This window comes from Paraglaciecola aestuariivivens (genome assembly GCF_052983255.1).
Genome location: NZ_JBRKBA010000005.1, coordinates 321,105 through 346,351 on the forward strand (window position 1 = coordinate 321,105; position 25,247 = coordinate 346,351).

Below are 25,247 nucleotides of genomic sequence, written 5' to 3' on the forward strand. Positions count from 1 at the left end.
TAAATTGATAAAATTGACAGATAAAAATATCACAATATTTCCCCATTCGGATGTGCTAAACTGCGCGCCGATTTTTCTAGTAAGGTTGTTTTGATGAATATTATTGAAGGTAACATTCGCGCGACAGGTAAAAAATTTGCATTTGTTGTGGCCAGATTTAACAGTTTTGTGGTTGAAAGCCTAGTAGAAGGTGCATTAGATGCCTTAGAAAGACATGGCGAAGTCAACACTCAAGATATCACTTTAGTGCGTGTTCCTGGGGCTTATGAATTGCCCATAGCCGCTAAAAAGCTTGCTGAACAAAATAAATACGATGCCATCATTGCCTTAGGTGCAGTGATAAGAGGTGGCACACCGCATTTTGATTTTGTGGCTGGTGAATGTAATAAAGGCTTAGCCCAAGTGTCACTTGAATATGGTATTCCTGTTTCTTTTGGTGTGATTACCACAGATAGTATTGAACAAGCGATAGAACGTTCTGGTACTAAAGCCGGAAACAAAGGTGCAGAAGCGGCAGTAGGTGCCTTAGAAATGGTAAATGTATTAGCTAACATTGAAGAGGCCAAATAGGTGAAACCTAAAGCCCGCCACTTAGCCAGAGAGCTTGCTGTGCAAGCCGTATACTCTTGGCAAATGACTCAAAACCCAGTAGAGCAAATCGAACTTAGTACTGTGACTAGCAACAATATGCAAAAAGTCGATACTGAGTACTTTTTGGAGCTATTAAGAGCGGTTGTAAAAAACTGTGCTGAACTAGATAAAAAGCTTAAACCTTATTTAGGACGTTTGCCTGAAGAATTAGATCCGGTGGAATATGCCATTTTACGGATTGCGACTTATGAATTAGTTCATCGCATTGATGTGCCTTATAAAGTAGTGATCAATGAAGCCATAGAACTAGCAAAAGAGTTTGGCGCAGATGAAAGCCATAAGTTTGTCAACGGTGTGTTAGATAAAGCCATCAAAACCTTACGTAAAGACGAACTTAATTAAGCAGCCAATTTAGGTGCTTGATATGACGCTTGGCACCTAGTGCTTGGTGCGATGCTAATAAAAATAAGTTGTGAAAGTGAAAGAATTTAATTTGATCGAAAACTTTTTCAAAGCAAAAAGTTTTCAACGCAAAGATGTCATTATTGGCATTGGTGATGACTGTGCAGTGACCCATGTTCCTCAAGGACAAGCCTTGGTTACCACCACAGATACCTTGCTAAGTGGTGTGCATTTTTTACCTGACACATCTGCCCATGCCATTGCGCAAAAAGCCATAGCGGTAAACCTAAGTGATTTGGCCGCTATGGGAGCAGAGCCGGCCTGGATAAGTTTATCTTTAAGCTTGCCCGAGATAGATAAAGCTTGGTTAGAGGACTTCTCTAATGGTTTACAGCAGCATGCTGAGTATTACTCTATTCAATTAATTGGTGGAGATACGGTTCAAGGGCCATTAGCCATCACTATTACCGCACAAGGCTTTGTTCCATGTCATCAAGCTTTAACGCGCTCCCAAGCCAAACCAGGTGATTCTATTTATGTGACTGGAACCTTAGGGGATGCAGGTTTGGGCTTAGATTTAGCTACCAACAAATTGAGCATTGGCGATAAGTTAAATCGAGAGTATCTGATTAATAGGCTCAATTACCCTACACCTAGATTGTTATTTGGCACCAACCTAAGACGCATTGCCAGTGCCTGTATCGATCTTTCAGATGGTTTAGTTTCAGATATTCAACATGTACTCAAAGGCTCTCAATGTGGCGCAACTGTGCATGTGAATAAGCTACCCTTATCTCGTGCCCTAAAGCAGTCAGTGTCGATTGAACAGGCCTACGACTATGCGCTAAGTGCAGGTGACGATTACGAATTGTTGTTTACTGTAAGTGAAGAGCAAAAAGGAAACCTTGAAACCTCATTAGCCAATGCCAATGTTTCGGCCACTTATATTGGCCAAGTAAACGGAAATTGTGGAAAATTAGATTTACGTTTAAATGACAAAACCTTTAATTATGCTAAAAAGGGTTACCAACACTTTTAAGCAAAGTTTAAAGCGAATCAAAAAGGGTCTGCAGTGGACAAAGAATTACGCCAAAGAGTTAGCTTGCGCAATCCAGTGCACTTTTTAGCCTTAGGCTTTGGAAGTGGATTAGCGGCAAAAATGCCTGGTACCTTTGGCACACTTGCCGCTTTACCTTTAGTGGTTTTGTTAGCCTACTTTGCCAATTTTGAGAGTTATTTAGCTGTTACCCTTGCCGTGAGCTTGCTGGGCATTTGGATATGTGAAAAAACCGCCAACGACATGCAGGTACATGATGATTCTTCTATTGTGTGGGATGAAGTAGCAGGCATGTTAATTACTATGCTTGCTGTGCCCTTGAATTGGCAAACCCTATTAGTCGGTTTTGTGTTGTTTCGCTTTTTCGATATTGTTAAACCTTGGCCTATTAACTATTTAGACAAACAGGTTGGGGGAGGCTTTGGCATTATGGTAGATGATGTATTAGCCGGGATCATGGCCATGGCTGGATTGCATATTTTATTGGGTTTGTCGTGGCTACCCACCACCACCTTTAGCTAAATCCTTTTGGTTATACCCAACTAGGCTTAGTTTTAGCTAAGCCTTGTCTTTCACTGCTACTATCCTTTAGCTTGGTTAAATTGTTTAACTTTAGCCAAAATCCCAGCGCTATCTAGGCCCAGTTCGGCATACATCTGTTGCTGCGTGCCTTGCATAATAAATTCATCTGGTAAACCAAGCTGAATTAATTTGGCCTGATAGGGGCTAGCTATAAGGTATTCGGCAACCGCACTGCCAGCGCCACCCATAATGGCACCATCTTCAAGGGTGACAAATAATGAGTGATCTTTAGCAAGTTTGGCTATCACAGCTGTATCTAAGGGTTTTACAAAACGCATATCGACTAAGCTGGCATTCAGGCTTTCTGCTGCTTCTTGAGCAAAAGGCAATAAAGTACCAAAGTTTAAGATTGCGACTTTTTCACCTTCTCTAAGCGTGCGGCTTTGGCCTAACTCTAAGGCTGTCATCTGTGCATCAGGTGTTACCCCAGTGGCAGAGCCTCTTGGGTATCTAACTGCCGCAGGTTTTTGCAATTTATGCCCTGTGTAAAGCATTTGACGGCATTCATTTTCGTCGCTGGGAGTCATAATCACCATATTAGGAATGCAACGCAAAAAGCTAATATCAAAGGCGCCCTGATGGGTAGGTCCATCTGCACCTACAATACCGGCTCTGTCTATGGCAAATAATACTGGAAGGTTTTGTAAGGCTACATCATGAATAAGCTGATCGTAGGCTCGCTGCAAAAAGGTTGAGTAGATGGCGACCACAGCATTGTAGCCTTCTTTGGCTAACCCAGCGGCAAAAGTCACAGCATGTTGTTCGGCTATGGCGACATCAAAATATTGTTCAGGAAATTGCTGGGAAAATTGCACCATGCCCGAACCTTCACGCATGGCAGGGGTTACTGCCATAAGCTTAGGATCTTGTTTGGCCATGTCACATAACCAGTTGCCAAAAATGGCAGAAAAAGTAGGATGACTTGCCGCCGCTTTGGGCAGTGCCTGATCCTTAGGGTTAAATTTAGGTACAGCATGGAATTTAATAGGATCTTGCTCGGCAGAGTGATAACCCTTGCCCTTTTTAGTGACCACGTGCAAGATCTGCGGGCCTTTGATATTGCGCATATTACGCAGCGTATCTACCACGCCGTTTACATCGTGCCCATCTATAGGGCCTATATATTTAAAGCCTAGTTCTTCAAAGATAGTACCAGGTACTACCATACCTTTAATGTGTTCTTCTGCACGGCTTGCAAACTCTTTAATAGGCGGCACATTGCTTAACAGCTTTTTGCCACCGTCTCGAATAGAATTAAAAAAGTTTCCGGTTAATAAACGAGCTAAATGACTATTGAGGGCACCAACGTTTTCCGAAATAGACATTTCGTTATCGTTTAATACCACCAACATGTCTTTATCTATATCGCCGCCGTGATTTAATGCTTCAAAGGCCATGCCAGCAGTCATGGCTCCATCACCAATAACCGCCACCACTTTGCGGCCTAAGGCTTCTTTTTCCGCCGCTACAGCCATGCCTAGTGCGGCACTAATTGAAGTAGACGAATGCCCTACGGCAAAAGTATCGTATTCACTTTCTCCAGGCCAAGGAAAAGGGTGTAAGCCATTCTTTTGGCGTATGCTGGGCATACGTTCGCGCCTGCCAGTTAATATTTTGTGCGGGTAAGCTTGGTGACCTACATCCCATAAAAGTCGGTCAAATGGGGTGTTATAGACATAGTGTAAGGCTACAGTTAACTCAACCGTTCCTAATCCAGAGGCAAAGTGCCCGCTGCTTTGGCTAACGCTGGTGAGTAAGTATTGACGCAGCTCTTTACTAAGTTGCTGTAACTTATCTTGAGGTAGCTCTCTTAGCTCTTCGGGTGTATTCGCTTTCGCTAGGATAGGGTAGTGAGTAATATCTAAAGTCATTAAATGGCTATCAACTGGTTAATTTTATTTTTTTAAGAAGCTTAAGCCTATTTAATAAGCGCGACGAATAACAAAGTCGGTAAAGGCTTCCAATATCTGGGTATTGTAAGGCAAAGTACGCAAAGCTTGAAGTGCTTGTTTATGTAGTTGCTCAAGATAGTGTTTTGCTTGCTCTAAACCCATTAGAGCTGGATAAGTACTTTTATTGTGGGCCTGATCTGAACCTTGAGGTTTACCAAGCACGCTAGCATCAGCTGTGACATCTAAAATATCATCTTGCACTTGAAACGCTAAGCCTATGGTCTGAGCAAAATCCAATAATTGATTTTTATCTGATGGTTCGATTTCATCGGCTAAAGCTATGGCCATTTCAACACAAGCCACTAACAAGGCCCCAGTTTTTTTACTGTGAAGTTGTGCTAATTGAGTTTGACTAATCTGTTGGCCAGTGGCAGCTAAGTCAATGGCTTGGCCGCCACACATACCATGGTAGCCAGAGGCACGAGCTAAAACTTTAACTAATTCAATACGTTTATTTTGCTTGTTTGCCGATAATGGATATTGGCACAAAAGTTCGAACGCTAACGTTTGCAGGGCGTCGCCAGCTAAAATCGCTGTGGCTTCGTCAAACTGAATATGGCAAGTTGGTTGACCACGTCTTAAATCGTCGTCGTCCATGGCGGGTAGATCGTCATGAATTAACGAATAGGCATGCATAGCTTCTATGGCCGCAGCTGGTCCGTCTAAATCCCTTTCATCTACCTTTAGCATTTGTCCTGTTGCCTGAACCAAAAACGGGCGCATACGCTTGCCACCCATTAATAGCGCATATTTCATGGCTTGCTTTAATTTAGGCGCATGCTCAGGAAGAGCGGCTATGGTTTGGCTAAGAGTGTGATCGACTCTGGCGCTCACACTTTTCTGAAAATCGGTCAACATCATTAAGGATTTGGCTCAAATACGTCTAAGCTTTGCTGGCCATTTTGGGCAGTTAAAATCTGTACTTTTTGTTCTGCGTCTTTTAACTTTTGTTGGCTTTGGCGGGCAAGTTCGATGCCGCGTTCAAAACTTTGTAACGCTTCTTCAAGAGGCAGGTCACCTTGCTCCATTTTGGTGACTAAGGCTTCTAGTTCTTGCATGGATTGTTCAAAGCTTAAAGATTCGGCTTTTTTCTTTGTTGTCATAGATTTCTTCAATAGAATATTGGCAAGGTATCAATTGGCAGGCACCTTACCTGAGCACAAAAATAGGGTCAAACACTTTTCAACAGGCTATGCTTGCAAAGCGTCTAAGTTAGAAAATTTAACCTAAATAAAGCATCACTTAATTTCTGCTATGCAGTTACTATAGAAATATTCTCCGCTGTCGATAAAATAGAGTGATAAACAGTTAATTTGTTTAGGTTTTTGATTTTTACAGCATTTAGCACAGTATTTTAGCTTTATAGTGACGGTGTCACTAATTCTATTGGGAGCACAATGTGGATTTAGCAACCATAATCGGAATTCTTGGGGCCATAGGCTTTGTAGTCATGGCAATGGTCCAAGGTGGCGATATTGCCATGTTTATAAACGTTCCTTCAATTTTGATTGTATTTTGTGGCAGCTTGTTTGTGGTTTTATCTCAATACACGCTTGGGCAATTTTTTGGTGCAGGTAAAGTTGCTGGCAAGGCCTTTATGTTTAAAATCGATACGCCTGAATCCCAAATTGAAAAAATAGTTGAGATGGCCGATGCCGCACGTAAAGGCGGTTTTTTAGCATTAGAAGAAGCAGAAATCGAAAACCCTTTTATGCAAAAAGGGGTAGATATGTTGGTAGATGGCCACGACGTAGAAGTGGTTCGTGCCACCTTAGGCAAAGACATTGCCATGACCACTGAAAGACATGAATTTGGTCAAACCATTTTTAAAGGCCTAGGGGACGTAGCACCAGCCATGGGTATGATAGGTACCTTAGTAGGGTTAGTGGCGATGTTGTCTAACATGGATGATCCTAAATCTATCGGGCCTGCCATGGCGGTTGCCTTGTTAACCACTTTGTACGGAGCCATGTTGGCAAACTTATTATGTTTACCTATAGCGGTAAAATTAGGTAACCGTGCCGCAGAAGAAAAACTCAATCAAAGCTTAGTGTTAGACGGAATTATTGGTATTGCTGATGGGCAAAATCCTCGTGTTATTGAGGGCATATTGAAAAATTATTTAGCTGCCAGTAAACGCGGCTCAGACGAAGATTCAGAGTAAGCGCATGGAAGACGAATGCCCTAAATGCCCCCCCGAAGGACTGCCCGCGTGGATGGGAACCTTCGCCGATCTAATGTCACTGTTGATGTGCTTTTTTGTATTGTTGTTGTCATTTTCCGAAATGGACGTACTGAAATTCAAACAAATAGCAGGTTCCATGAAATTTGCCTTTGGGGTGCAAAATAAAATAGAAGTAAAAGATATTCCTAAAGGTACCAGTGTGATTGCTATGGAGTTTCGCCCTGGTCGCCCTGAGCCTACTCCTATAGATACCATCCAACAAAAAACCACTGACATGACTCAAGAAATGCTTGAGTTTCAGGCGGGTAACGAAGATTCAGCCGGTGGACGTCAAAAACAACGTGGCGAGCAGCGTGGCGGTGCGGCTCAACAAACTGCCACAGAGCAACAAACCACTAGCCAAAGTGCTAGCCAAGAAGAAGTACAAGAACAAATGCGTAAAGTGGCGCAAAAGTTAGAAAAAGAAATTGTGGACGGCGCTATCGAAATGGAATCTTTGGGTCAACAAATTACCATTAGGATCCGTGAACAAGGTTCGTTTTCTGCTGGCTCTGCTTTTTTGCAACCGCAATTTATTCCTATTTTGCGTAAAATAGGTGAGTTACTCGCGCAAATGCCCGGTGATATAGAGGTGTCTGGGCATAGTGATAGCCAGCAAATTTCCAATGAATTATACCGCTCTAACTGGGACTTATCGGCACAACGTGCTGTGGCTGTGGCCGAAGAGCTAAGACGGGCCGAAGGCTTTGATGAAAGTCGAATGTCGGTAGTAGGAAAGGCCGATACTGCACCTTTAGCCGAAGCCGATGATCAAGCCGCGCGTAGTCGCAATAGACGCGTCGAAATTGCTGTTAAGCAAGGTAAGGCCAAAGAATCTGAGCCTATTTCGGTGCTTGAATAATACGAATTTTACAGGCTTAACTATAATATGAGATAAGCCTGTAAAAATTACACCTTGGTTAGAAAAAATGCCATTCTGTGGCTGGCCTAAATATTCACTCTTATTTTTATTACATTTTTCACTCCCACACCTTTGTCTAAAAAATCATTGTTAATCAATGGTTTAAGGTGTTTTTGTGGGTTTTGTGATCGTGTTTTTGTGCTTGGTATGAGCTTTGCTTTTTTAAAAGGGAACACAATGCTGCTCTAGCAGCGTTTTTTAAATTAATTAAGCGAGGTTAACGCATGAAGCACAAATTAAACCTTTATTCTACCTTGGCCGCACTAACGGCATTGAGCTCTTTTAGTGTTTTTGGGCAATCTAATAACGCTAACGAATACAACCCTAATGGGTTTTATATTGGCGCTAATTATGGGTATTTGCAGGTAGACTCTGATGATAATTTTGATGAAGACAAGGATGTAGTCGAAGGCATAGCCGGTTATCGCTTTAATCAGTTTTTTGCCTTAGAAGGAAGTTATTTAGACTTTGGCAGCTACGGAAATAATAACATCAACTTATCAACAGAAGGTTACACCGCAGCTTTAAAAGGTAGCTTACCTGTGACAGATAGCTTTTCTGTTTTTATGAAGTTAGGTCAACTGTGGTCTGAAACCGACTACCAAGCGTTAAATTTTTCTGAGCAAGTTGATGATCAAAGTGTGTTTGTTGGTGGTGGATTAGCCTTTAAATTAAGTTCTGCTGTCATTCTAAATGCTACTTATAGCGTTTACGATGCGGGTATGGAATTTGAAGATATTGATGATCAAAATTTTGATACCGACTTTAAGCAGGCCAGTGTTGGCATAGAGTATCGCTTTTAAGCATTAAAACTTTAAGCTCTGCGCCCCCATAGTCGCTACTGGGGGCTGTTGCTATTCCTAAAAGGCTAGTTAGGCTTACAGCTTTTAATTGGCGCTGATTTATCAAAAAACAATGATATTTCGGCCACTGTTACCCCTAGTTTTTTTAAATATGAGCGGTTCATTAGGCGCTGTTCATCTAATACATATATCCAGTCATCAACAAATAGATTGTAGACCGAATCTTCAACCGGAACCCTAAGAGTATATTGCCAATTAAAGGCCGCGCCCTGAGCTTGACCTCGGGCTATGCCAATAACGTCATCAGCCGTGCCAGTTACTTCACCTTGTTCATTGATCTTTAACTGCCATATGCGAATTTGCTTTTCACCATCATTAAAATAAAAGGTTTCGTGTAACTGCCCCGCATTACCTTGCCAAGTACCAATAATGTCTACACAAAAGCGCCGAGAGAGTTTATTCGAATAGTCTTGAACTATGCCCCAGGCGGTCACCTGACCATTAAAGTAAGCTTGTAATTTAAATTCTGGCTGAGTGTGTTGGTATTGATCTAAGGCCTGACTACAAGAAAAAAGGCTAAAGATAATAATAAAAATGCCATAGCGGACTTTGCTGATCATTTTATCTTTCCTATTAAACGATTGCGGACTTTGGGGTATCGACTATTTTTGTCTAACCAGATGCGTAAAAAGCTAGGGCCAAATTGTGGGTCTGGTATTTTACCTATTAGCACCTGATTAAAATAAAACTCACTGATATTTTGTTGATTAACTAACAGCACTATAGTGTCACCAGCTGTTACTTCAGGAAAAATCTCTGCTAATAACGTTAGCCAGGGTTTGTATTGAGAGGGTTTAAGACCAAGTTTGTGCCATTCTTGTTGAGTGCTTTTAAGTAATTCTTGGGCTTCAATATCCATCAAATAGCTTAGCTTTAAAGCAATAGGTCGCGCATGACTGTGATATTGGCCTGAATCTGTATAAAGGCTAGATTGATAAACATCCCAAAACAATACCGACAGTTTAGCTTCGCCAACTTTAGTTAAACCCTGCTCTGGGCTAGCAAAAGCAGAGCCTATTAATAGGTAAAAACCTAAGCTAAGTAATGCCTTAGGTTTTAAACAGTAGCTTATATTCCAGAGCTTAGCGGGTAATGGCATGGGTAAAAGCAGGCTTACTTAAGACCAATTGTACCGTGCTTATGGTGCGCTCTAAAAAACCACCGGCACAATAGCTAAAATAATAATTCCACAAATTTCTAAAGTTTTGGTCGTAGCCTAATTCGGCCAGTTCAGTTTTGTGCTGGTTAAAGTTGTGTTGCCAATCTTCAAGGGTTTTGGCGTAATCTAAGCCAATATCGTGCAAATCTCTTAGCATAAGATCAGTGTATTGCTTTAAGTGTTGATTAATTAATAATTGCGAAGGCAAAAAGCCACCTGGAAATATATGCTTTTGAATAAAATCTACGCTATTGCTGTAATTCTCTAGTCTTTGGTCGCTAATAGTGATGGCCTGTAGCAACATCAATCCTGTGGGTTTTAATAAACTTGAACAGGTGCTAAAAAAGGTCGGCAAAAACTCTTTGCCGACCGCTTCTATCATTTCTATAGAGACTAATTTGTCGTATTGCCCTTCGAGCAATCTATAGTCTTTTTTGAGCAAAGTAATTTTGTCTTGCAGGCCTTGTTCAATGATTAAGGCCTGAGTGAATTCATACTGTTCTGTAGAAATGGTGGTAGTGGTCACTTTACAACCATAGTGCTTGGCGGCAAAGATAGCTAACGCTCCCCATCCTGTACCTATTTCTAACAAATGGTCTTGTTGGCTCAATTGCAATTTATCGCAAATACATTTTAATTTGTGGGCTTGTGCTTCGGCCAAACTGCTGGTGTTTTGTGGGTAAATAGCAGACGAATACAACATGCTGCTGTCCAAAAAGTGTCGGTATAGGTTATTGCCTAAGTCATAGTGAGCGGCAATATTTTTAGCTGCCCCCTTAGTGGTATTTTTGTTGGCTAAATGCTTTAGCTTTAAAAGGGGCAAAGATAACCATTTCATCTTAGCTTCCCATTTATCTAGTACAGCTAAATTTCGAGCAAAAATCCTAATCAGATTGGTTAGATTATTAGTTGTCCATAGCCCCTGCGCATAAGTTTCGCCTGAGGCGACACTGCCGCCTACTAGGAGCTTTTTGTAAACACTCAAGCACTGAATATCAATGTCTGCATGTAAGTCGCTTGAAGCATGGCCAAAGGTACTGACTAAACTGCCTTTTTCTTTTACCACTAAATAGCCCGAAGGTAAGCTGGCAAAGACTTTTAGCATAAAAGACTTACACAGTTTTTCTTGCAACGAAGGAGGGTTATCTGCCACTAGGCTTTGTTCTGCATTTGACATAAATTATTGGTTTCCTTGGTCTGGATGCGGATAAATTGGCATCCCTTTTAAAAATAGTTTTAGCGCTTGCCAATAAATTCCCCATAAGGTTTTGAGCGTCATGCTCGGAATACTTAGCAACACGCGGTATAGGTTTTTAGAGTTCATTTCACTGCGCTGTAAACGCAAACTGGCGGTAAAATGTTTAGTTTGTTGAAAACAAGATAGAGACAGTTTTAATTGTTCATTGGGCTGGGCAATCTTCCATTTATATTGCATATCCATGGGATTAAAAGGTGAAACATGAAAGGCTTTTTCACTTGGCTGTTGATTGGCTAAATCCACCAGATAATAATGTCTGTCGTTCCAAGGGGTATTGCTAACCTCTGCCAATACATGGCTGTACAACCCAGTAGGCTGTTGCAGGTAATAGAAATTAACTGGGCTAAAATACAAACCAAAGGTTCGAGCTTGACCTAACAGAAATACCTTACCATCAAGGGGCGTTTTGGCCAGCTCAGTCATTTTGGCTAATACCGCCTGTTTTAATGGTTGTAACTCACTACCAAGATAGTCTGAGCGCTTAAAGCGCAATGCCGCCCACCTAGAGGTTGAAAACCCGCTGACTTTTGTGGTTACTTGCTCTAACTCATCAAGATTTAACCACAATAAAAATATCTGGTAGCTAAATTGATGTTTTTTAGGTTGTAAGCGAGCATGACTTAGCTCACCAGTGTATATGGCGCTTTGCATTACCATTCCACTCCTAAGGTTTTGCACACCTCAATTGCACTTTTTACTCCATCTTCATGAAAGCCGTTAAACCAGTAGGCGCCACAAAAATGTAATCCATCACGGCCAGATATCTCTGCCCACCTAGATTGGGCCTTAAGGGTTTGTTGATTAAATTGTGGATGGGCATAGTGATAACAACCTAAAACTTTATCTGAGTTGATGCTTTGGCGGTGATTTAAACTGACCAAAATAGGCTGTTCCGACTTAATGTTTTGCAGAATATTCATATTGTAGGTTAAGGCTACAGGGGCGTTGATTTTTTCTGCGTGTGCCGATATGGAATAGTTCCAACTGGCCCAAGCAAGTTTGCGTTTAGGCAAAACCGACTCATCCGTATGTAAAACCACTTCGTTAGTGGCATAGGGAATATTAGATAATATTTCTTGCTGCTCGGCTGAAGGTGAAGCCAATAAGGCTAAAGCTTGGTCGCTATGGCAGGCAAAAATGACTTCATCAAAAACATGTTGACTATTATCCGCTAGGGTAATAACGGGGGCTGAATCTTGCTGCGAAACCGATTTAACCGCGCAGTTTAATTTTATCTGCTGGTCAAAACCTTGAGTAATAGGCTGAATGTATTCTCTTGAGCCACCTGTAATAGTGAACCACTGGGGTCTATCAGTAATGTTTAATAACCCATGATTATTAAAAAATCGTAAGAAAAATCCAAAGGGAAAAGCCTTAATATTTTCAAGGCTAGTTGACCAAATGGCTGCACACATAGGCAATATGTAGTTAAAACAAAAATCGTGACTAAATTTATGTTGTTGTAAAAACTCAAATAAGCTCAGGTTTGTTAGGGTAGGGTCGTTTGCATTGAGCTTTTTGCAGGTTTTATTAAAGCTCAATATTTCTAGCACAATACGCCAAAACTTAGGTCGCAATATATTGCGTCTTTGCGCAAATAAGCTGTTAAGGTTATTACCGTTGTATTCGAGATTGGCCGCTGAGTTTTTAACACTAAAACTCATTTCAGTGGGTTGGTAAGCAACCCCTAGTTTTTGCATAAGTTTTATAAAATTGGGATAGGTCCAATCGTTAAATACAATGAAGCCAGTATCAATAGCATAGTCTTTACCATTCACCTGCACATCTTTGGTTGCAGTATGACCGCCAATATAATGATTACTTTCAAATAAGGTGACCTGGTGGCTTTTATGCAACAGGTGTCCACAGGTTAGGCCTGAAATGCCGGTGCCAATAATAGCGATGCGTTTACTCATTAAGTACCTATTATTTATAATGTTTTTAAGGTTGAAGAATGGCGCTTGTTAATAACATACTGTGAGTTAAAGCAACTAGATCACTTATACTTTATTTAATTGAGATCCTTTCTTATATCAGCCGCGTAAGCATAAATATTCCATCATCAGAGTGTAATAATGATCCATGCCAAGCTGTTTTGACACGCCTTTATTCCCCTTATCTGCGCATATCATGCCGGGCGGGCGCTTATCTTTAAGGATATTTGAGCCAAGGTATATACGTATGGTAAAGCAAGCTTGTGTTTCTGATTCTGGCTTTGGAATATGCATGTTAGATGTGCAGGGCGATAAAGCCTCGAATCAACATATTCCTGCCATAGGTACTTTAGTAAAAATCATCGATTTTGATTTGTTAAAAGATGGACTTTTGGGTATTACGGTTGAAGGCCAATCTTGTTTTAAAATTAAGCATATTCAGGAACAAAAAGATGGTTTGAGAATTGGTCAATGCCAAAAATTAGCAAACTGGCAATGGCATTCAAACAAGCCTTTGCACCCTCTAGATGCAAGGTTAAAAGAAATATTTGCCAAATATACTGAGTTACAAACTCTTTATTGTTCACCAAAGTTTGAAGACCCCTTGTGGGTTATTTATCGCTGGTTAGAGCTGCTGCCTTTAGAGGTGCAACAAAAGCAAAAATTACTGCAACAAAAAGACTGTATTCAAGCTTTAGATTTTCTGACACAATTGGTGGAGTGATCCATTCATCAACTAAACTAGTATCAGTTAGTATCTTTAATTCAGGTACGCATTAAATGTTAGTTGGTATTTCTTCGGAAACTAAACAGATTAAGACGATGAAACCAATAGAGTGCGCAGATGAAATGTCTGAGTATTTAAGCACAGTCGCCACAGAACGCTGTAAGCACTCTTTTTCTAAAGTGTTCAGTTATTTTGCCCCGCGTTTACGCTCCTATGCGCTCAAGCAAATGGGCAACGAAGCCCTAGCTATGGAATTGGTGCAAGATACTATGACCAATGTCTGGCAAAAGTCGCACTTATTCAATGCCGCTAAAGGCTCGCCTAGCACCTGGATTTTCACCATAGCGCGAAACATTCGTTTTGACATGTTGAGAAAACAGCGTAACCGTAAAGAAGATTTATGTTCAGATGATTTATGGCCGGTATTGTGTGAGCAAACTGCTGACCAAAACGAGGTGTCTTTAGATCATCAAGTTACCATGGACGAAATTGAATTATTAGTTGAGTCACTACCAGATAAACAAAAACTGGTAATACAAGCCATTTATATAGATGGTAAATCTCAGCAAGAAGTAGCAGATGAACTTGGTATTCCGTTAGGAACAGTTAAGTCAAGAACAAGGCTAGCATTACAACGTTTAAAAGAGACCCTACAAGACGATGATTAGTTTTCACCCTTCAGCCTCAGATTTACAAGGGTTTTCAGCAGGAACCAGTGAACCAGCCAAAGCGCTGATGATTTCAGCTCACGTAGATATGTGTAGCCAATGCCAAAAAGCCTGTCAGGCCTATCAAGCTCAATTAGCAGAACAAGTGTTTGAGCAGGCCGATGAACCTGGCTCGCTTGATGCAGAGTATTTACACATGATGCAAAATATTACTGAATTGCCGGTAAAACCCAGTCCAGTGATCACCCCGCATCCTGGTATTCTAGAATTAGATGGTAAGGCATTTGAATTACCCAGAACCCTTAAGCGTTATGTTAAAAACACTGGTAATTGGTCACGTTTAGTTGGCAAGCTTTGGCAAGCCCCGGTTGATTTAGGCGACATGGGCAAAGCGAATTTTATATACATGGAAAAGGGTGGCAGGGTGCCTGAGCATACCCACACAGGAAGCGAAATTACCTTAGTGATTGATGGCCAGTATGGTGATGGTATTCATGAATACGACTGCGGTGATTTAACCATTTTAAACAACCAACATAAACACTTACCTCATTCAGAAGCCGAGGATGGCTGTTTAGTATTTAGTATTGTGGATAAACCCTTATATTTTACTTCGGGTATTGCGCGTTTACTTAACCCCTTTAGCAAATTGTTTTTTTAGCCTATTAAAATCCAAACAAAAAAACGCGCAAATTGCGCGTTTTTTTATGCTTGGCTTTAACCTTAACTAATAAAACTGCTATTGGGATAATTAAGTTTTAAGGTTTTTAAAGTGTTGTTTTTCAACTCTTGTAGATCTAGTTGATCATAACACTCCACCATAATTTCTAGCGCTTCTTGTACATGACGGGTATCAGGGTAATGCTCTAATACGTAGCGCCCGCGATTTGCTGCAGCGACATAGGCATCACGACGCATATAATAACGGGCAATGGCTATTTCGTATTTGGCTAAGCGACTTTTAATGTGCAACATACGTTTTTGCGCATCGGCTGCATATTTGCTGCTCGGAAACTTTTCGATTAATCGTCTAAAGTCGTTAAACGCTTGCCTAGAGTTAGAAGGATCGCGATCTGAGCGGTCTATACCAGCAAGCTCCTGAAACAAGTTGCTGTCAACTTCCATATTGGTTAACCCACGCATATAGTAGGCGTAATCTACGTCTGAATGATTAGGGTTAAGCCTGATAAAACGGTCGATAGTGGCTAAGGCTTCATCGGTTTTGCCAGTTTTATAGTAGGCAAAAATCAAATCTAATTGCACTTGATGTGACAAAGGGCCAAAGGGAAAGCGTGAATCTAAGGCACTTAGCGTTTCGGTAGCAGCATTAAAGTTGCCCGACAACATTCTTTCGCGTGCTTCGTCATATAAACTTTGCGCACTTCTATTTCTAAGGACTAATTCTGCATCTTCATCTTCTGGTGCGGATGAACATCCCACTATAGCGACAAACACACTGCTTAAAATAATATTTCTTACATTGATTTTACTGATCATATTGCTCTTATTTACTCTCATTTATAATTCGATTGATTAAGCATGATTCATTAGGGCCAAAAATCCGTTAGAATAGTGTTTTACCGAATCAATAACTGCAGCGCATTCTACCCTAGCAAATTGGGCTATGCACATATAAATCGTTATGAAACACATTCAGGATGTTTAAAGCATGTCTACTCCACATGAAAAAATTCAATTACAGGCCCAAGTACCCGAACATTTATTTGGTAAACGCTTAGATCAGGCATTAGCCGAAATGTTCCCTGATTATTCGCGTTCGAGGATAAAAGAATGGATTTTGGCAAATAATGTGAAAGTTGATGGCCAAATTCAAAATAAACCCAGAGAAAAACTCTTGGGTGAAGAGCAAATAACTATAGATGCACAGATTGAGGTGCAAGTTGAGCATAAGGCACAAAATATTAAGTTAGATATAGTTTATGAAGATGAGCATATTTTAGTCATCAACAAACCAATGAACTTAGTGGTGCACCCAGGTGCGGGCAATGGCGATGGTACAGTATTAAACGCCTTATTAAATCATGCACCAGAGATTGCCAATGTGCCTAGAGCTGGCATAGTGCATCGTTTAGATAAAGACACCACAGGTTTAATGGTGGTGGCTAAAACTATTCCTGCACAAACGCATTTAGTAGAGCAACTGCAAGCCCGTGAAATTAGCCGCGAATACGAAGCAGTAGTGATTGGCACTATGGTAGCGGGTGGCACAGTAGACGAGCCTATTGGTCGACATCCTACCAAACGCACCAATATGGCAGTAAGAGAGTCGGGCAAGCCCGCTATGACCCACTACCGAGTAAAAGAGAAGTTCCGCGCTCATACTTACCTAAGGTTAAAACTAGAATCTGGCCGTACTCATCAAATACGAGTGCATATGTCGCACTTGCGTTATCCGCTAGTTGGCGATCAGGCTTATGGCGGGCGCCCTAAACCTCCTAAGGCTTGTAGCGAAAATATGGTCAATATGCTGCGTCAATTTAGACGTCAGGCTTTACATGCTATCCAGTTAGAACTAACTCATCCCATCACCCACGAGTGGATGAGTTGGCAAGCGCCTTTACCCGACGACTTTCAAGCCCTATTACAAGTGTTACGCGAAGACAAAGCCGAACATGGCTCGGGAGAAATCTAACTGTGCCTAAGGCGCAATTTATCTTGCCTAACTGGCCAGCCCCTGCCAAGGTTAAAGCCTATACCAGTTGTCGGGAAGGGGGCACCAGTGTGGCGCCCTTTGCCAGTTTAAATATGGCTCAACATGTTGGGGACAATTCTCTAAATGTTGAGCAAAATCGTACTTTGTTAGCTGAGCATCAAAACATTGTGTGGTTGAATCAAACGCACAGTACAAAATGTGTCAATATTGATACCATTACCCCTCAAACTACTGCGCCTATTCAGGCCGATGCAAGTTTCTGTACCACTAAAAATAAAGTTTGTGCAGTGATGACCGCAGATTGTTTACCTATTTTATTGTGTGACACTAAAGGCAGCATAGTTGCGGCCATTCATGCTGGTTGGCGCGGATTGGCCGATGGCATAATACAAAATACAGTGTCCGACATGGCAGTAAAAACCTCAAATTTAATGGCATGGCTGGGGCCGGCCATCAGTCAGCAGCACTTCGAAGTTGGGGTTGAGGTAAAACAGGTGTTTGCAGACTTTCCACAGGCTTTTAGGCCAAATTTACAAGCATCAGAACAAAAATACTTTGCTGACCTTTATGCTATTGCCCGGCAAATTTTAACTCAACTTGGGGTAGGGCAAGTCTATGGCGGAGAGTTTTGCACCTACCAAGATCAAGGGCGCTTTTTCTCTCATAGGCGTGCCACTCATCAGTTAACCGATCCTACAAAAACCGCCACAACTGGCAGAATGGTAACTGCTATTTATATAAGTTAATCAAGTGCTTAGCTGTTATTCCAAAAGTAATACTGGGGCGGCTCACTTGATAACTGGTTAAATAACACCCATATCCACATCAAACATTGGCGTAGTGGAGTGATATTATGCAATTAGACAGATTTACCAATAAATTTCAGATGGCTCTTTCTGAAGCCCAGTCTTTGGCGCTTGGTAGAGACCACCAATATATAGAGCCGGTACATATGATGACAGCTTTGCTTAATCAGCAAGGCGGCTCTGTACGTCCTTTATTTGACCAAGCCAGCATTAATGTAAATAGCTTTCGTTCAGCCTTAGCTCAAGCTGTGGATCGACTTCCGCGAGTAGATGGGGTGGGTGGTGATGTGCAGCTTGGTAAAAATACCGTGGTGTTATTAAATTTGTGCGACAAGATCGCGCAAAAACGCAAAGATGAATACATCACCTCCGAAGTCTTTGTACTTGCGGCCCTGCAAGATAAAGGGGTATTGGGGGATATTTTAAAACAAGCTGGCGCCAATCAAGAAAAAATTGAGCAAGCCATAGAGAAAATGCGAGGCGGACAAAAAGTCACAGATCAAAATGCTGAGGATGTTCGCCAAGCCTTAGAAAAATTCACCACAGATCTTACCGAGCGTGCTGAACAAGGCAAACTTGACCCAGTAATTGGTCGCGATGATGAAATCCGTCGCACTATTCAAGTGTTGCAAAGGCGAACCAAAAACAACCCCGTGTTAATTGGTGAGCCTGGTGTGGGTAAAACCGCCATAGCCGAAGGCTTAGCTCAACGTATTATTAATTCTGAAGTACCAGAAGGTCTAAAAAACAAAAGAGTGTTGTCTTTGGATATGGGCGCCTTAGTGGCGGGTGCGAAATTTAGAGGTGAGTTTGAAGAGCGACTGAAAGCTGTATTGAATGAACTAAGCAAAGAAGAAGGGCGGGTAATACTATTTATCGACGAGCTCCATACTATGGTGGGAGCAGGCAAAGGTGAAGGTGCAATGGATGCCGGCAATATGTTAAAACCAGCGTTAGCGCGCGGTGAGTTGCACTGCGTTGGCGCCACCACTTTAAACGAGTATCGCCAGTTTATCGAAAAAGATGCAGCTTTAGAGCGCCGATTCCAAAAGGTGTTGGTGGATGAGCCTAGTGTTGAAGATACTATTGCAATTTTACGTGGGCTAAAAGAAAGGTATGAGTTACATCATTCGGTGGAAATTACTGATCCGGCTATAGTCGCGGCCGCATCTTTATCTCATAGATATATTAGTGATAGGCAATTGCCCGATAAAGCCATTGATTTAATTGATGAGTCGGCCTCAAGTATTCGCTTGCAAATGGACTCTAAACCCGAAGATATGGACAAACTCGAGCGCCGTATTATTCAGTTAAAGTTAGAAGAACAAGCCCTAGCAAAAGAAAAAGACGAAGCCAGTCACAAACGCTTAGAAGTGATTGAGCTTGAGCGAGAGCAAGCCGAGCATAAGTTTGCTGAGTTTGAAAAAATTTGGAATGCTGAAAAACAAGCCATGCAAGGCACACAGTCGATTCGTTCTGAGTTAGAGCAAGCTAAACTCGATTTAGAAATTGCCCGCCGAGCCTCAGATTTAAGCCGTATGTCGGAATTACAATATGGGCGCATCCCTGAGTTAGAAGCCAAGTTAGAACTTGCCTCTGAGTCTGAGAATGTAGAAACCACTTTATTAAAAAATAAAGTTACCGAAAACGAAATTGCCGATGTGTTGTCACGCTGGACGGGTATACCTGTGTCGAAAATGCTCGAAGGTGAAAAAGCCAAGTTATTATCTATGGAACAAGCCTTACATGAGCGGGTAGTGGGCCAAAGCGAAGCGGTCACTGCTGTGGCCAATGCCATTAGACGATCGCGCGCAGGGTTATCTGATCCTAACCGCCCTATAGGCTCATTTTTATTCTTAGGACCAACAGGCGTAGGTAAAACCGAACTTTGTAAAACCTTGGCTGGCTTTTTATTTGATACAGAAGAAGCCATGGTACGCATAGATATGTCTGAGTTTATGGAAAAACACTCAGTTGCACGTATGGTTGGTGCGCCTCCAGGCTATGTTGGCTACGAAGAAGGCGGCTATCTTACCGAAGCAGTAAGGCGTAAACCTTATTCTGTTATCTTGTTAGATGAAGTAGAAAAAGCGCACCCAGATGTATTTAATATTTTATTGCAAGTATTAGACGATGGGCGCTTAACCGATGGCCAAGGGCGCACAGTAGACTTTAAGAATACTGTAATTATTATGACCTCAAACTTAGGCTCAGATATCATTCAAGAAGTCAGCGGTGAAAGTCATTATCAGCAAATGAAAGAGATGGTGATGGGCGTAGTCAGTCAGCACTTTAGACCTGAGTTTTTAAATCGTGTTGATGACTTAGTGGTATTCCACCCACTGGCTAAAGAGCAGATTAAAGCCATTGCAAAAATCCAGTTAAGTGGACTACAACAACGCTTAGCTGAAAAAGGGTTAACCTTAGAATTAACCGCTTCAGCCTTAGATAAGCTAGCAGAAGCTGGGTTTGACCCAGTTTACGGAGCAAGACCATTAAAACGTGCGATCCAAACGGAAATTGAGAATCCGTTAGCGCAGAAAATATTATCTGGCGAATTATCACAAGATGGATTGATTAAGATTGATTTGTTAGAAAATAAACTTGAAATAACCTAACTAAAATATTCAATTTTTAGTGGTTAAATAAAAAATGGCTTGATACTTTCATCAAGCCATTTTTTTAACAGAGGTGCGTATATTACAAACTAGCTAGCAATTTTTTGGCCGATTCGTATTCAGGGAAGTCCTTATAAATAGAAAGTATTTCTTCAACTTCGGTTCGAGATTCCGATATTCGGCCTAATTGCTGTAAGGTATGTGCAATATGATAGCGAATTGTCGGTTCATTGGAGCTAATTGCGTGTGCTTGACGAAGTGTCTTTAATCCATCTTCTAATTGTCCCATTTTCACTAGTAACCATCCATGAGTATCTAATACCTTGGGCTCGGTTGGGGCTTTATCTAATGCTTTTTGTGAATATTCATAAGCTTGCTGAATTTCTTCTTCCATGTAAATTTGGGCTAAATTTACTAATACCATATAACTTACTTGAGATTGTTGGTTTTCAAGCAATCTCAAATAATGGACTTTAGCTTGTTGTTTTTTATTTTGGCTCATTAAATGATCAGCGAGTACTTTTCTACGCCAATCATTTGACGGTTGAGCATCTACTAAATCAGTTATTAAAGTTAAAAACTCTGGCTCTTTTACTTTTAATTGTGCTAATTCAAATAAACGAGTAATTGCAGATTGAGAGTCTGACTCTTCGGAAATGGCCTGAACATAATAATTATGTGCTTCACTATATGCTTTTTTCTCTAGAGCAATATCTCCTTGAATTAGAGAAATAAGGGGAGTGAGCCCATAAACCTTTACCATTGAATCGACTACTTGCTCTGCTAGTAATATTTCACCCAATTGTAAATTTAGTTTTGCATATTCTAAATTGAGTATGAGATTTTCTGGTGCATAGGTGAGTGCTCTAGTTAAAGAATCATTCGCTCCGGAGTAATCATTTACACTCTGTTGCATGCTACTTAGGCGGTACAAGTCATTAGGATTTTCTAACCATAAATTATAGAGCTTATTTAATTGCAACTTGGCGCTAGCAAAATCTTTGTGGCTAATTAAAATTTCAGCTTTCTTTACTGCAAATTCAGGCTCAGTTGGAAACTCTTTATTTAGTTGATTAATTCGTATAAGAGCTAAGTTTGTTTGTTGAGTTGATAGATATAGATCCAATAACAACAATTGTGCACTAAAGTTATTAAACTCAATGCTTGTAAGTTTTTCCAAGCGATTAATTGCCAAAGTGGGTAAATTTAATTCTGATTCAACTAATGCTAATTGAAATTGTGATGGGCTATGTTGGGGTTGCTCCTCAACAAGTTGTTGAAGAAGAGTTTTAGCCTGAATTAACTGTTCAGTATTTTTCAATAAAAGGGCTTTATTAAATCGCCCTAAAAAATGATTAGGGTTTAGGGTCAACATGTTATTGACGGCAATTTCAGCGTCTTTATATCTTCCAATCTTTAGTAAAACAGAACTTTTTAAATTCCAATAATCAAGGTTAAGTCTATCCTTATTAATTAGGGTTTCTGCAATATCCAGTGAATTATCAAACTGACCACTCTGAATATATAAATAACCTTTTGCTAGAAGCAAACTATTTGTATTTGGGAATTTTTGTAAATATTGCTCTATTAGATTAATGGCTTGTGTAACCATCCCTCTTGCTGTGAGTGCTTTAGAAGACATTAAGATGACTTCAACTTCTGTAGGGTGTCGATTTCTTAATTCAGCTAACCAATATTCTGCTTTAAAATCCTTTCCATTTTGAATGTATAAATCTATTAATTTTAACGCGATATCTAGTTCGTCAATTAACAACTCTTCTATTTTCTCTAACTCTTGAATTGCAGTCCTTGGTTGGCCTAAAGATAAGTAAATATCTGCTAACATTACAGACGAAAGAATTTCAGGAGGATTAATATTTATATGTCTAATTAAAGAGCGACGAGCTTGCTCTAAATTATTATCAAAATAATGAGTCATCCCTTGTACTAAATATATTGATTCATTTTTGTTATATATCTCATCTGGAACTAACGTGAGTTTACCTGTTAGTTTATTAACAATTTCATGGGCCATATCTTTTTGTTTATTTGACGTGTTAACCCAACTTTTTAACATTTTTGCAAATGGAGCGTTGCCTGATTGAGAAATAATTTCGTCAAGCACTTTGATAGCTAAGTCGTTTTGATTATCAAGAATCAAAGAGTAGGCCAACGAGTGTTTTGTTATCAGATCATTGGAATATAATGCTAGAGATTGAGAGTAATCTGCTATCGCACTTTTATAATCTTTTTTGAACTCAGCTATTTTTCCTTTTAAATGCCAGGTTCTATAATCTTTAGAGGCTGTTTTTAATAGCAATTTACTAGCTTTTTCTGCCTGCTCTAAATTATTCTCTAGTAGATCTAAGTAAGCCAACCCTAAAATGGCCCGAGTATTGGTTTTAAAAACTGTCAATGCATTTTTATATTCTTCTCGAGCTTTTTGAAGGTTATTCATATTCCTATAAGCTACAGCCGATAAAATCTTCCATTCAAAAGTGATCTCATCATTCAATTCATGACTCAGGCCTAATTCTATGACCTCTTCATATTGCTGATTAAATAATAGTGCCTTAGCCAATGGTTCTAATACCAAATGTATGTCTATTTTATATTCTATGGCTTCTTTTAATTCTTTGATTGCCGCAGCATAGTAACCGTTTATAGTGTGTATTTGTCCCAATAATAACTTTGCTGGTAAGTTTTTAGGGTCGGTTTGTAGTGCGTTTTTTAACGAGTTTTGAGCTTTGTTATATTCCTGCTTATGAAATGACTGTAATGCATTTTCATAATGACTATTAGTGGCATTGAGGTCAGCTAAAAAGCAAAAAAGAACAAAAAAATACAACAGCTGCTTCAATGTAGACTTCATTTATTCAACCTTTTTTAGTTATGATTAAATATTTTAACCTCTATGCAATACTTTTGTTAAGCACTAATAAATCATAATGACTTAACGCTATATATTTCTTACACGATTTATTAAAAACTAGAAAAATATTGTTAATAATTAATGACTCCTAAACCACTTGGTTTTTAACAAATATTAGTAATTTACTTTTGCAACAGCTTGACTGTGATATTCTATTGTCAAACAGTCGAGGTACTTAAATGACAGAACAAAAACGTAAGGGTATTTATCTATTACCCAATCTATTAACTACAGCTGGGTTATTCTCAGGATTCTTTGCCGTTGTTTCTTCTATGAACGGCCGATTCGAGGCTGCAGCTGTCGCAATTTTTGTGGCTATGGTATTTGATGGGTTAGATGGTCGAGTGGCACGCATGACCAATACTCAAAGTGAATTTGGCGCAGAATACGATTCAATGGCCGACATGGTTTCATTTGGCGTAGCGCCCGCATTAGTAGCCTATAACTGGGGGTTAACTGGTTTAGGAAAAATTGGTTGGTTAGCAGCCTTTATTTATGTAGCAGGTGCTGCACTGCGTTTAGCCCGTTTTAATACTCAAATAGGCATTGCCGACAAACGTTATTTCCAAGGTTTAGCTAGTCCAGCTGCAGCCGCTTTAGTCGCGGGCTTGATTTGGGTTGGGGTAGAATATGACATAAAGGGTGACGATTACGGCATTATTGTTGCGATTGTTACTGGCCTGGCTGGGCTGTTAATGGTTAGTAACTTTAAATACAACTCATTTAAAGAAGTAAATTGGCACGGTAAAGTCCCCTTTGTGGCTTTATTATTGATCATGCTGATTTTTGTGGTGGTAGCAACAGAGCCAGCCTTGGTTCTCTTTATTGTATTTGCGCTTTATGCATTAGCAGGTCCAATTAATACCTTTAGAACAGTCGACAAGGTAAGACTTGAGCATGTAGTTGGCGATGCTGATGAGCACGACCACGATTTTCAAGCAGAAAGCGAATCCTCTACTAATACTGAAACCAAGAATAAAACCCAAGACTAGTTTACTTAATTAGTAATTAGCTTAACTATCTAAACTGCAGAAGCACTTAATCTGATTAAGTGCTTTTTTTTTTAAGCCTATATATAACTAGGCTGCTACAAAGTGTAATTTACGCTTTTAGGTGTTTCAGCTCTAAAATACTCTATTACCGTCATTTTTATAGCTTACAATCGTCTTTTTGTTCAAAAAATCAGCATTCAAACATTTATTTTAAAAAAGCCCTTGCATGGGAATCTGTTATCTCTATAATGCGCCCTCGCTTCAAGGGAGGCCACTTAGGAATCCCACAAAATGTTGACCTTGTTAACACTTTGTAAAATAGCCAAGGCTATGATTGATGCGGGATGCAGCAAGATTTAATTTGAAAATATTTTAAATAAATTCTTGACATCAAATGGAGATAGCGTAATATGCGCCTCCCGCTTGAGAGGGTCTTCGGACAGTATCTTAAGCCGCTAACTCAGGTTAGCAATGCTCTTTAACAATTAGAACAAGACAATCTGTGTGGACACTCACGAAGTGAGCGTTCACCAAAAAAATTCATATTTTCGATATATTTAATTGAAGAGTTTGATCATGGCTCAGATTGAACGCTGGCGGCAGGCCTAACACATGCAAGTCGAACGGAAACATGTCTAGCTTGCTAGATGATGTCGAGTGGCGGACGGGTGAGTAATACTTAGGAATATGCCTTTGGGTGGGGGATAACTATTGGAAACGATAGCTAATACCGCATGACGTCTACGGACCAAAGGGGGCTTCGGCTCCCGCCCAGAGAGTAGCCTAAGCGAGATTAGCTTGTTGGTGAGGTAAAGGCTCACCAAGGCGACGATCTCTAGCTGTTCTGAGAGGAAGATCAGCCACACTGGGACTGAGACACGGCCCA

At 40.4% G+C, this 25,247-nt stretch carries 24 protein-coding genes and 1 rRNA gene; 15 read left to right on the plus strand and 10 right to left on the minus strand.

Annotation, left to right across the window (positions count from 1 at the left end):
* The first annotated feature begins 93 nt into the window (after positions 1-93).
* From ribH to ACVCDT_RS10075, 4 genes are all read left to right on the plus strand, one after another.
* A complete protein-coding gene (ribH, locus tag ACVCDT_RS10060; RefSeq protein WP_447132640.1) occupies positions 94-570 on the plus strand; it encodes a 6,7-dimethyl-8-ribityllumazine synthase in 477 nt (158 codons plus the stop codon).
* Entirely contained in the window at positions 571-993 is a 423-nt protein-coding gene (nusB, locus tag ACVCDT_RS10065) for a transcription antitermination factor NusB (RefSeq protein ID WP_447132641.1), read from the plus strand. It begins immediately after the preceding gene.
* A 76-nt stretch (positions 994-1,069) separates the two neighbouring features.
* Entirely contained in the window at positions 1,070-2,032 is a 963-nt protein-coding gene (gene thiL / locus ACVCDT_RS10070) for a thiamine-phosphate kinase (RefSeq protein ID WP_447132642.1), read from the plus strand.
* Between the two features lie 33 nt (positions 2,033-2,065).
* Positions 2,066-2,572, plus strand: a complete 507-nt coding sequence (locus tag ACVCDT_RS10075; protein WP_447132643.1) for a phosphatidylglycerophosphatase A family protein — start codon at positions 2,066-2,068, stop codon at positions 2,570-2,572.
* 59 nt (positions 2,573-2,631) lie between these two features.
* Here the strand turns inward: ACVCDT_RS10075 and dxs are convergent, their stop codons facing one another.
* Genes dxs through xseB form a run of 3 tightly spaced genes read right to left on the minus strand, consistent with a single transcriptional unit; the run spans position 2,632 to position 5,687 of the window.
* Positions 2,632-4,503: a 1-deoxy-D-xylulose-5-phosphate synthase gene (gene dxs / locus ACVCDT_RS10080; protein WP_447132644.1), complete on the minus strand. Its 1,872-nt coding sequence runs from the start codon at positions 4,501-4,503 to the stop codon at positions 2,632-2,634.
* 51 nt (positions 4,504-4,554) lie between these two features.
* Positions 4,555-5,445, minus strand: a complete 891-nt coding sequence (gene ispA / locus ACVCDT_RS10085; protein ID WP_447132645.1) for a (2E,6E)-farnesyl diphosphate synthase — start codon at positions 5,443-5,445, stop codon at positions 4,555-4,557.
* A complete protein-coding gene (gene xseB, locus ACVCDT_RS10090) occupies positions 5,445-5,687 on the minus strand; it encodes an exodeoxyribonuclease VII small subunit (protein ID WP_447132646.1) in 243 nt (80 codons plus the stop codon). The genes ispA and xseB overlap by 1 nt, the downstream gene beginning before the upstream one ends.
* Before the next feature lie 296 nt (positions 5,688-5,983).
* Between xseB and pomA the strand changes: the two genes are divergently transcribed.
* From pomA to ACVCDT_RS10105, 3 genes are all read left to right on the plus strand, one after another.
* Positions 5,984-6,748 carry a flagellar motor protein PomA gene (gene pomA / locus ACVCDT_RS10095; protein WP_447132647.1) on the plus strand — a complete coding sequence of 255 codons (765 nt, stop codon included), beginning with the start codon at positions 5,984-5,986 and terminating at the stop codon, positions 6,746-6,748.
* A gap of 4 nt (positions 6,749-6,752) precedes the next feature.
* Entirely contained in the window at positions 6,753-7,670 is a 918-nt protein-coding gene (locus ACVCDT_RS10100; protein ID WP_447132648.1) for a flagellar motor protein MotB, read from the plus strand.
* Between the two features lie 284 nt (positions 7,671-7,954).
* Positions 7,955-8,533 carry a porin family protein gene (locus ACVCDT_RS10105; RefSeq protein ID WP_447132649.1) on the plus strand — a complete coding sequence of 193 codons (579 nt, stop codon included), beginning with the start codon at positions 7,955-7,957 and terminating at the stop codon, positions 8,531-8,533.
* A 65-nt stretch (positions 8,534-8,598) separates the two neighbouring features.
* Here ACVCDT_RS10105 and ACVCDT_RS10110 read toward each other — a convergent pair whose 3' ends face one another.
* Genes ACVCDT_RS10110 through ACVCDT_RS10130 form a run of 5 tightly spaced genes read right to left on the minus strand, consistent with a single transcriptional unit; the run spans position 8,599 to position 12,926 of the window.
* Positions 8,599-9,153: a DUF3833 domain-containing protein gene (locus ACVCDT_RS10110; protein WP_447132650.1), complete on the minus strand. Its 555-nt coding sequence runs from the start codon at positions 9,151-9,153 to the stop codon at positions 8,599-8,601.
* Complete coding sequence (locus tag ACVCDT_RS10115; RefSeq protein WP_447132651.1) at positions 9,150-9,692, minus strand: chalcone isomerase family protein; 543 nt, start codon at positions 9,690-9,692, stop codon at positions 9,150-9,152. Before ACVCDT_RS10115 ends, ACVCDT_RS10110 begins: the two co-directional genes overlap by 4 nt.
* Positions 9,676-10,929 carry a class I SAM-dependent methyltransferase gene (locus tag ACVCDT_RS10120; RefSeq protein WP_447132652.1) on the minus strand — a complete coding sequence of 418 codons (1,254 nt, stop codon included), beginning with the start codon at positions 10,927-10,929 and terminating at the stop codon, positions 9,676-9,678. Before ACVCDT_RS10120 ends, ACVCDT_RS10115 begins: the two co-directional genes overlap by 17 nt.
* Before the next feature lie 3 nt (positions 10,930-10,932).
* Positions 10,933-11,661 (minus strand): DUF1365 domain-containing protein, encoded by a 729-nt coding sequence (locus ACVCDT_RS10125; RefSeq protein ID WP_447132653.1) that lies wholly within the window; start codon positions 11,659-11,661, stop codon positions 10,933-10,935.
* Positions 11,661-12,926: an NAD(P)/FAD-dependent oxidoreductase gene (locus tag ACVCDT_RS10130; protein WP_447132654.1), complete on the minus strand. Its 1,266-nt coding sequence runs from the start codon at positions 12,924-12,926 to the stop codon at positions 11,661-11,663. The genes ACVCDT_RS10125 and ACVCDT_RS10130 overlap by 1 nt, the downstream gene beginning before the upstream one ends.
* Positions 12,927-13,092: 166 nt before the next feature.
* Between ACVCDT_RS10130 and ACVCDT_RS10135 the strand changes: the two genes are divergently transcribed.
* The 3 genes from ACVCDT_RS10135 to ACVCDT_RS10145 are packed head-to-tail and all read left to right on the plus strand — an operon-like array spanning position 13,093 to position 15,000.
* Positions 13,093-13,668 carry an LON peptidase substrate-binding domain-containing protein gene (locus ACVCDT_RS10135; protein WP_447132655.1) on the plus strand — a complete coding sequence of 192 codons (576 nt, stop codon included), beginning with the start codon at positions 13,093-13,095 and terminating at the stop codon, positions 13,666-13,668.
* A gap of 56 nt (positions 13,669-13,724) precedes the next feature.
* The gene (locus ACVCDT_RS10140; protein ID WP_447132656.1) at positions 13,725-14,339 is read left to right on the plus strand and encodes a sigma-70 family RNA polymerase sigma factor; all 615 of its coding nucleotides are present in this window, start codon (positions 13,725-13,727) and stop codon (positions 14,337-14,339) included.
* Positions 14,332-15,000: a ChrR family anti-sigma-E factor gene (locus tag ACVCDT_RS10145; protein WP_447132657.1), complete on the plus strand. Its 669-nt coding sequence runs from the start codon at positions 14,332-14,334 to the stop codon at positions 14,998-15,000. The genes ACVCDT_RS10140 and ACVCDT_RS10145 overlap by 8 nt, the downstream gene beginning before the upstream one ends.
* A 62-nt stretch (positions 15,001-15,062) precedes the next feature.
* Here the strand turns inward: ACVCDT_RS10145 and ACVCDT_RS10150 are convergent, their stop codons facing one another.
* Positions 15,063-15,836 carry an outer membrane protein assembly factor BamD gene (locus tag ACVCDT_RS10150; RefSeq protein ID WP_447132658.1) on the minus strand — a complete coding sequence of 258 codons (774 nt, stop codon included), beginning with the start codon at positions 15,834-15,836 and terminating at the stop codon, positions 15,063-15,065.
* A gap of 172 nt (positions 15,837-16,008) precedes the next feature.
* On the opposite strand from ACVCDT_RS10150, the gene rluD reads away from it, so the two are divergent.
* The 3 genes from rluD (at position 16,009) to clpB (ending at position 20,437) form a co-directional block, all read left to right on the plus strand.
* Positions 16,009-16,992, plus strand: a complete 984-nt coding sequence (gene rluD / locus ACVCDT_RS10155) for a 23S rRNA pseudouridine(1911/1915/1917) synthase RluD (protein ID WP_447132659.1) — start codon at positions 16,009-16,011, stop codon at positions 16,990-16,992.
* A 2-nt stretch (positions 16,993-16,994) separates the two neighbouring features.
* Entirely contained in the window at positions 16,995-17,759 is a 765-nt protein-coding gene (gene pgeF / locus ACVCDT_RS10160) for a peptidoglycan editing factor PgeF (RefSeq protein WP_447132660.1), read from the plus strand.
* Between the two features lie 107 nt (positions 17,760-17,866).
* A complete protein-coding gene (clpB, locus tag ACVCDT_RS10165) occupies positions 17,867-20,437 on the plus strand; it encodes an ATP-dependent chaperone ClpB (RefSeq protein WP_447132661.1) in 2,571 nt (856 codons plus the stop codon).
* Between the two features lie 82 nt (positions 20,438-20,519).
* Here clpB and prsT read toward each other — a convergent pair whose 3' ends face one another.
* Positions 20,520-23,309 carry an XrtA/PEP-CTERM system TPR-repeat protein PrsT gene (gene prsT, locus ACVCDT_RS10170; RefSeq protein WP_447132662.1) on the minus strand — a complete coding sequence of 930 codons (2,790 nt, stop codon included), beginning with the start codon at positions 23,307-23,309 and terminating at the stop codon, positions 20,520-20,522.
* A 239-nt stretch (positions 23,310-23,548) separates the two neighbouring features.
* Between prsT and pssA the strand changes: the two genes are divergently transcribed.
* Together pssA and ACVCDT_RS10180 are read left to right on the plus strand one after the other, a co-directional pair.
* Positions 23,549-24,361, plus strand: coding sequence for a CDP-diacylglycerol--serine O-phosphatidyltransferase (gene pssA / locus ACVCDT_RS10175; RefSeq protein WP_447132663.1), 813 nt, complete (start codon positions 23,549-23,551; stop codon positions 24,359-24,361).
* Positions 24,362-24,919: 558 nt separating this feature from the next.
* Positions 24,920-25,247: ribosomal RNA gene (locus ACVCDT_RS10180) — 16S ribosomal RNA — on the plus strand; the annotation flags it as partial.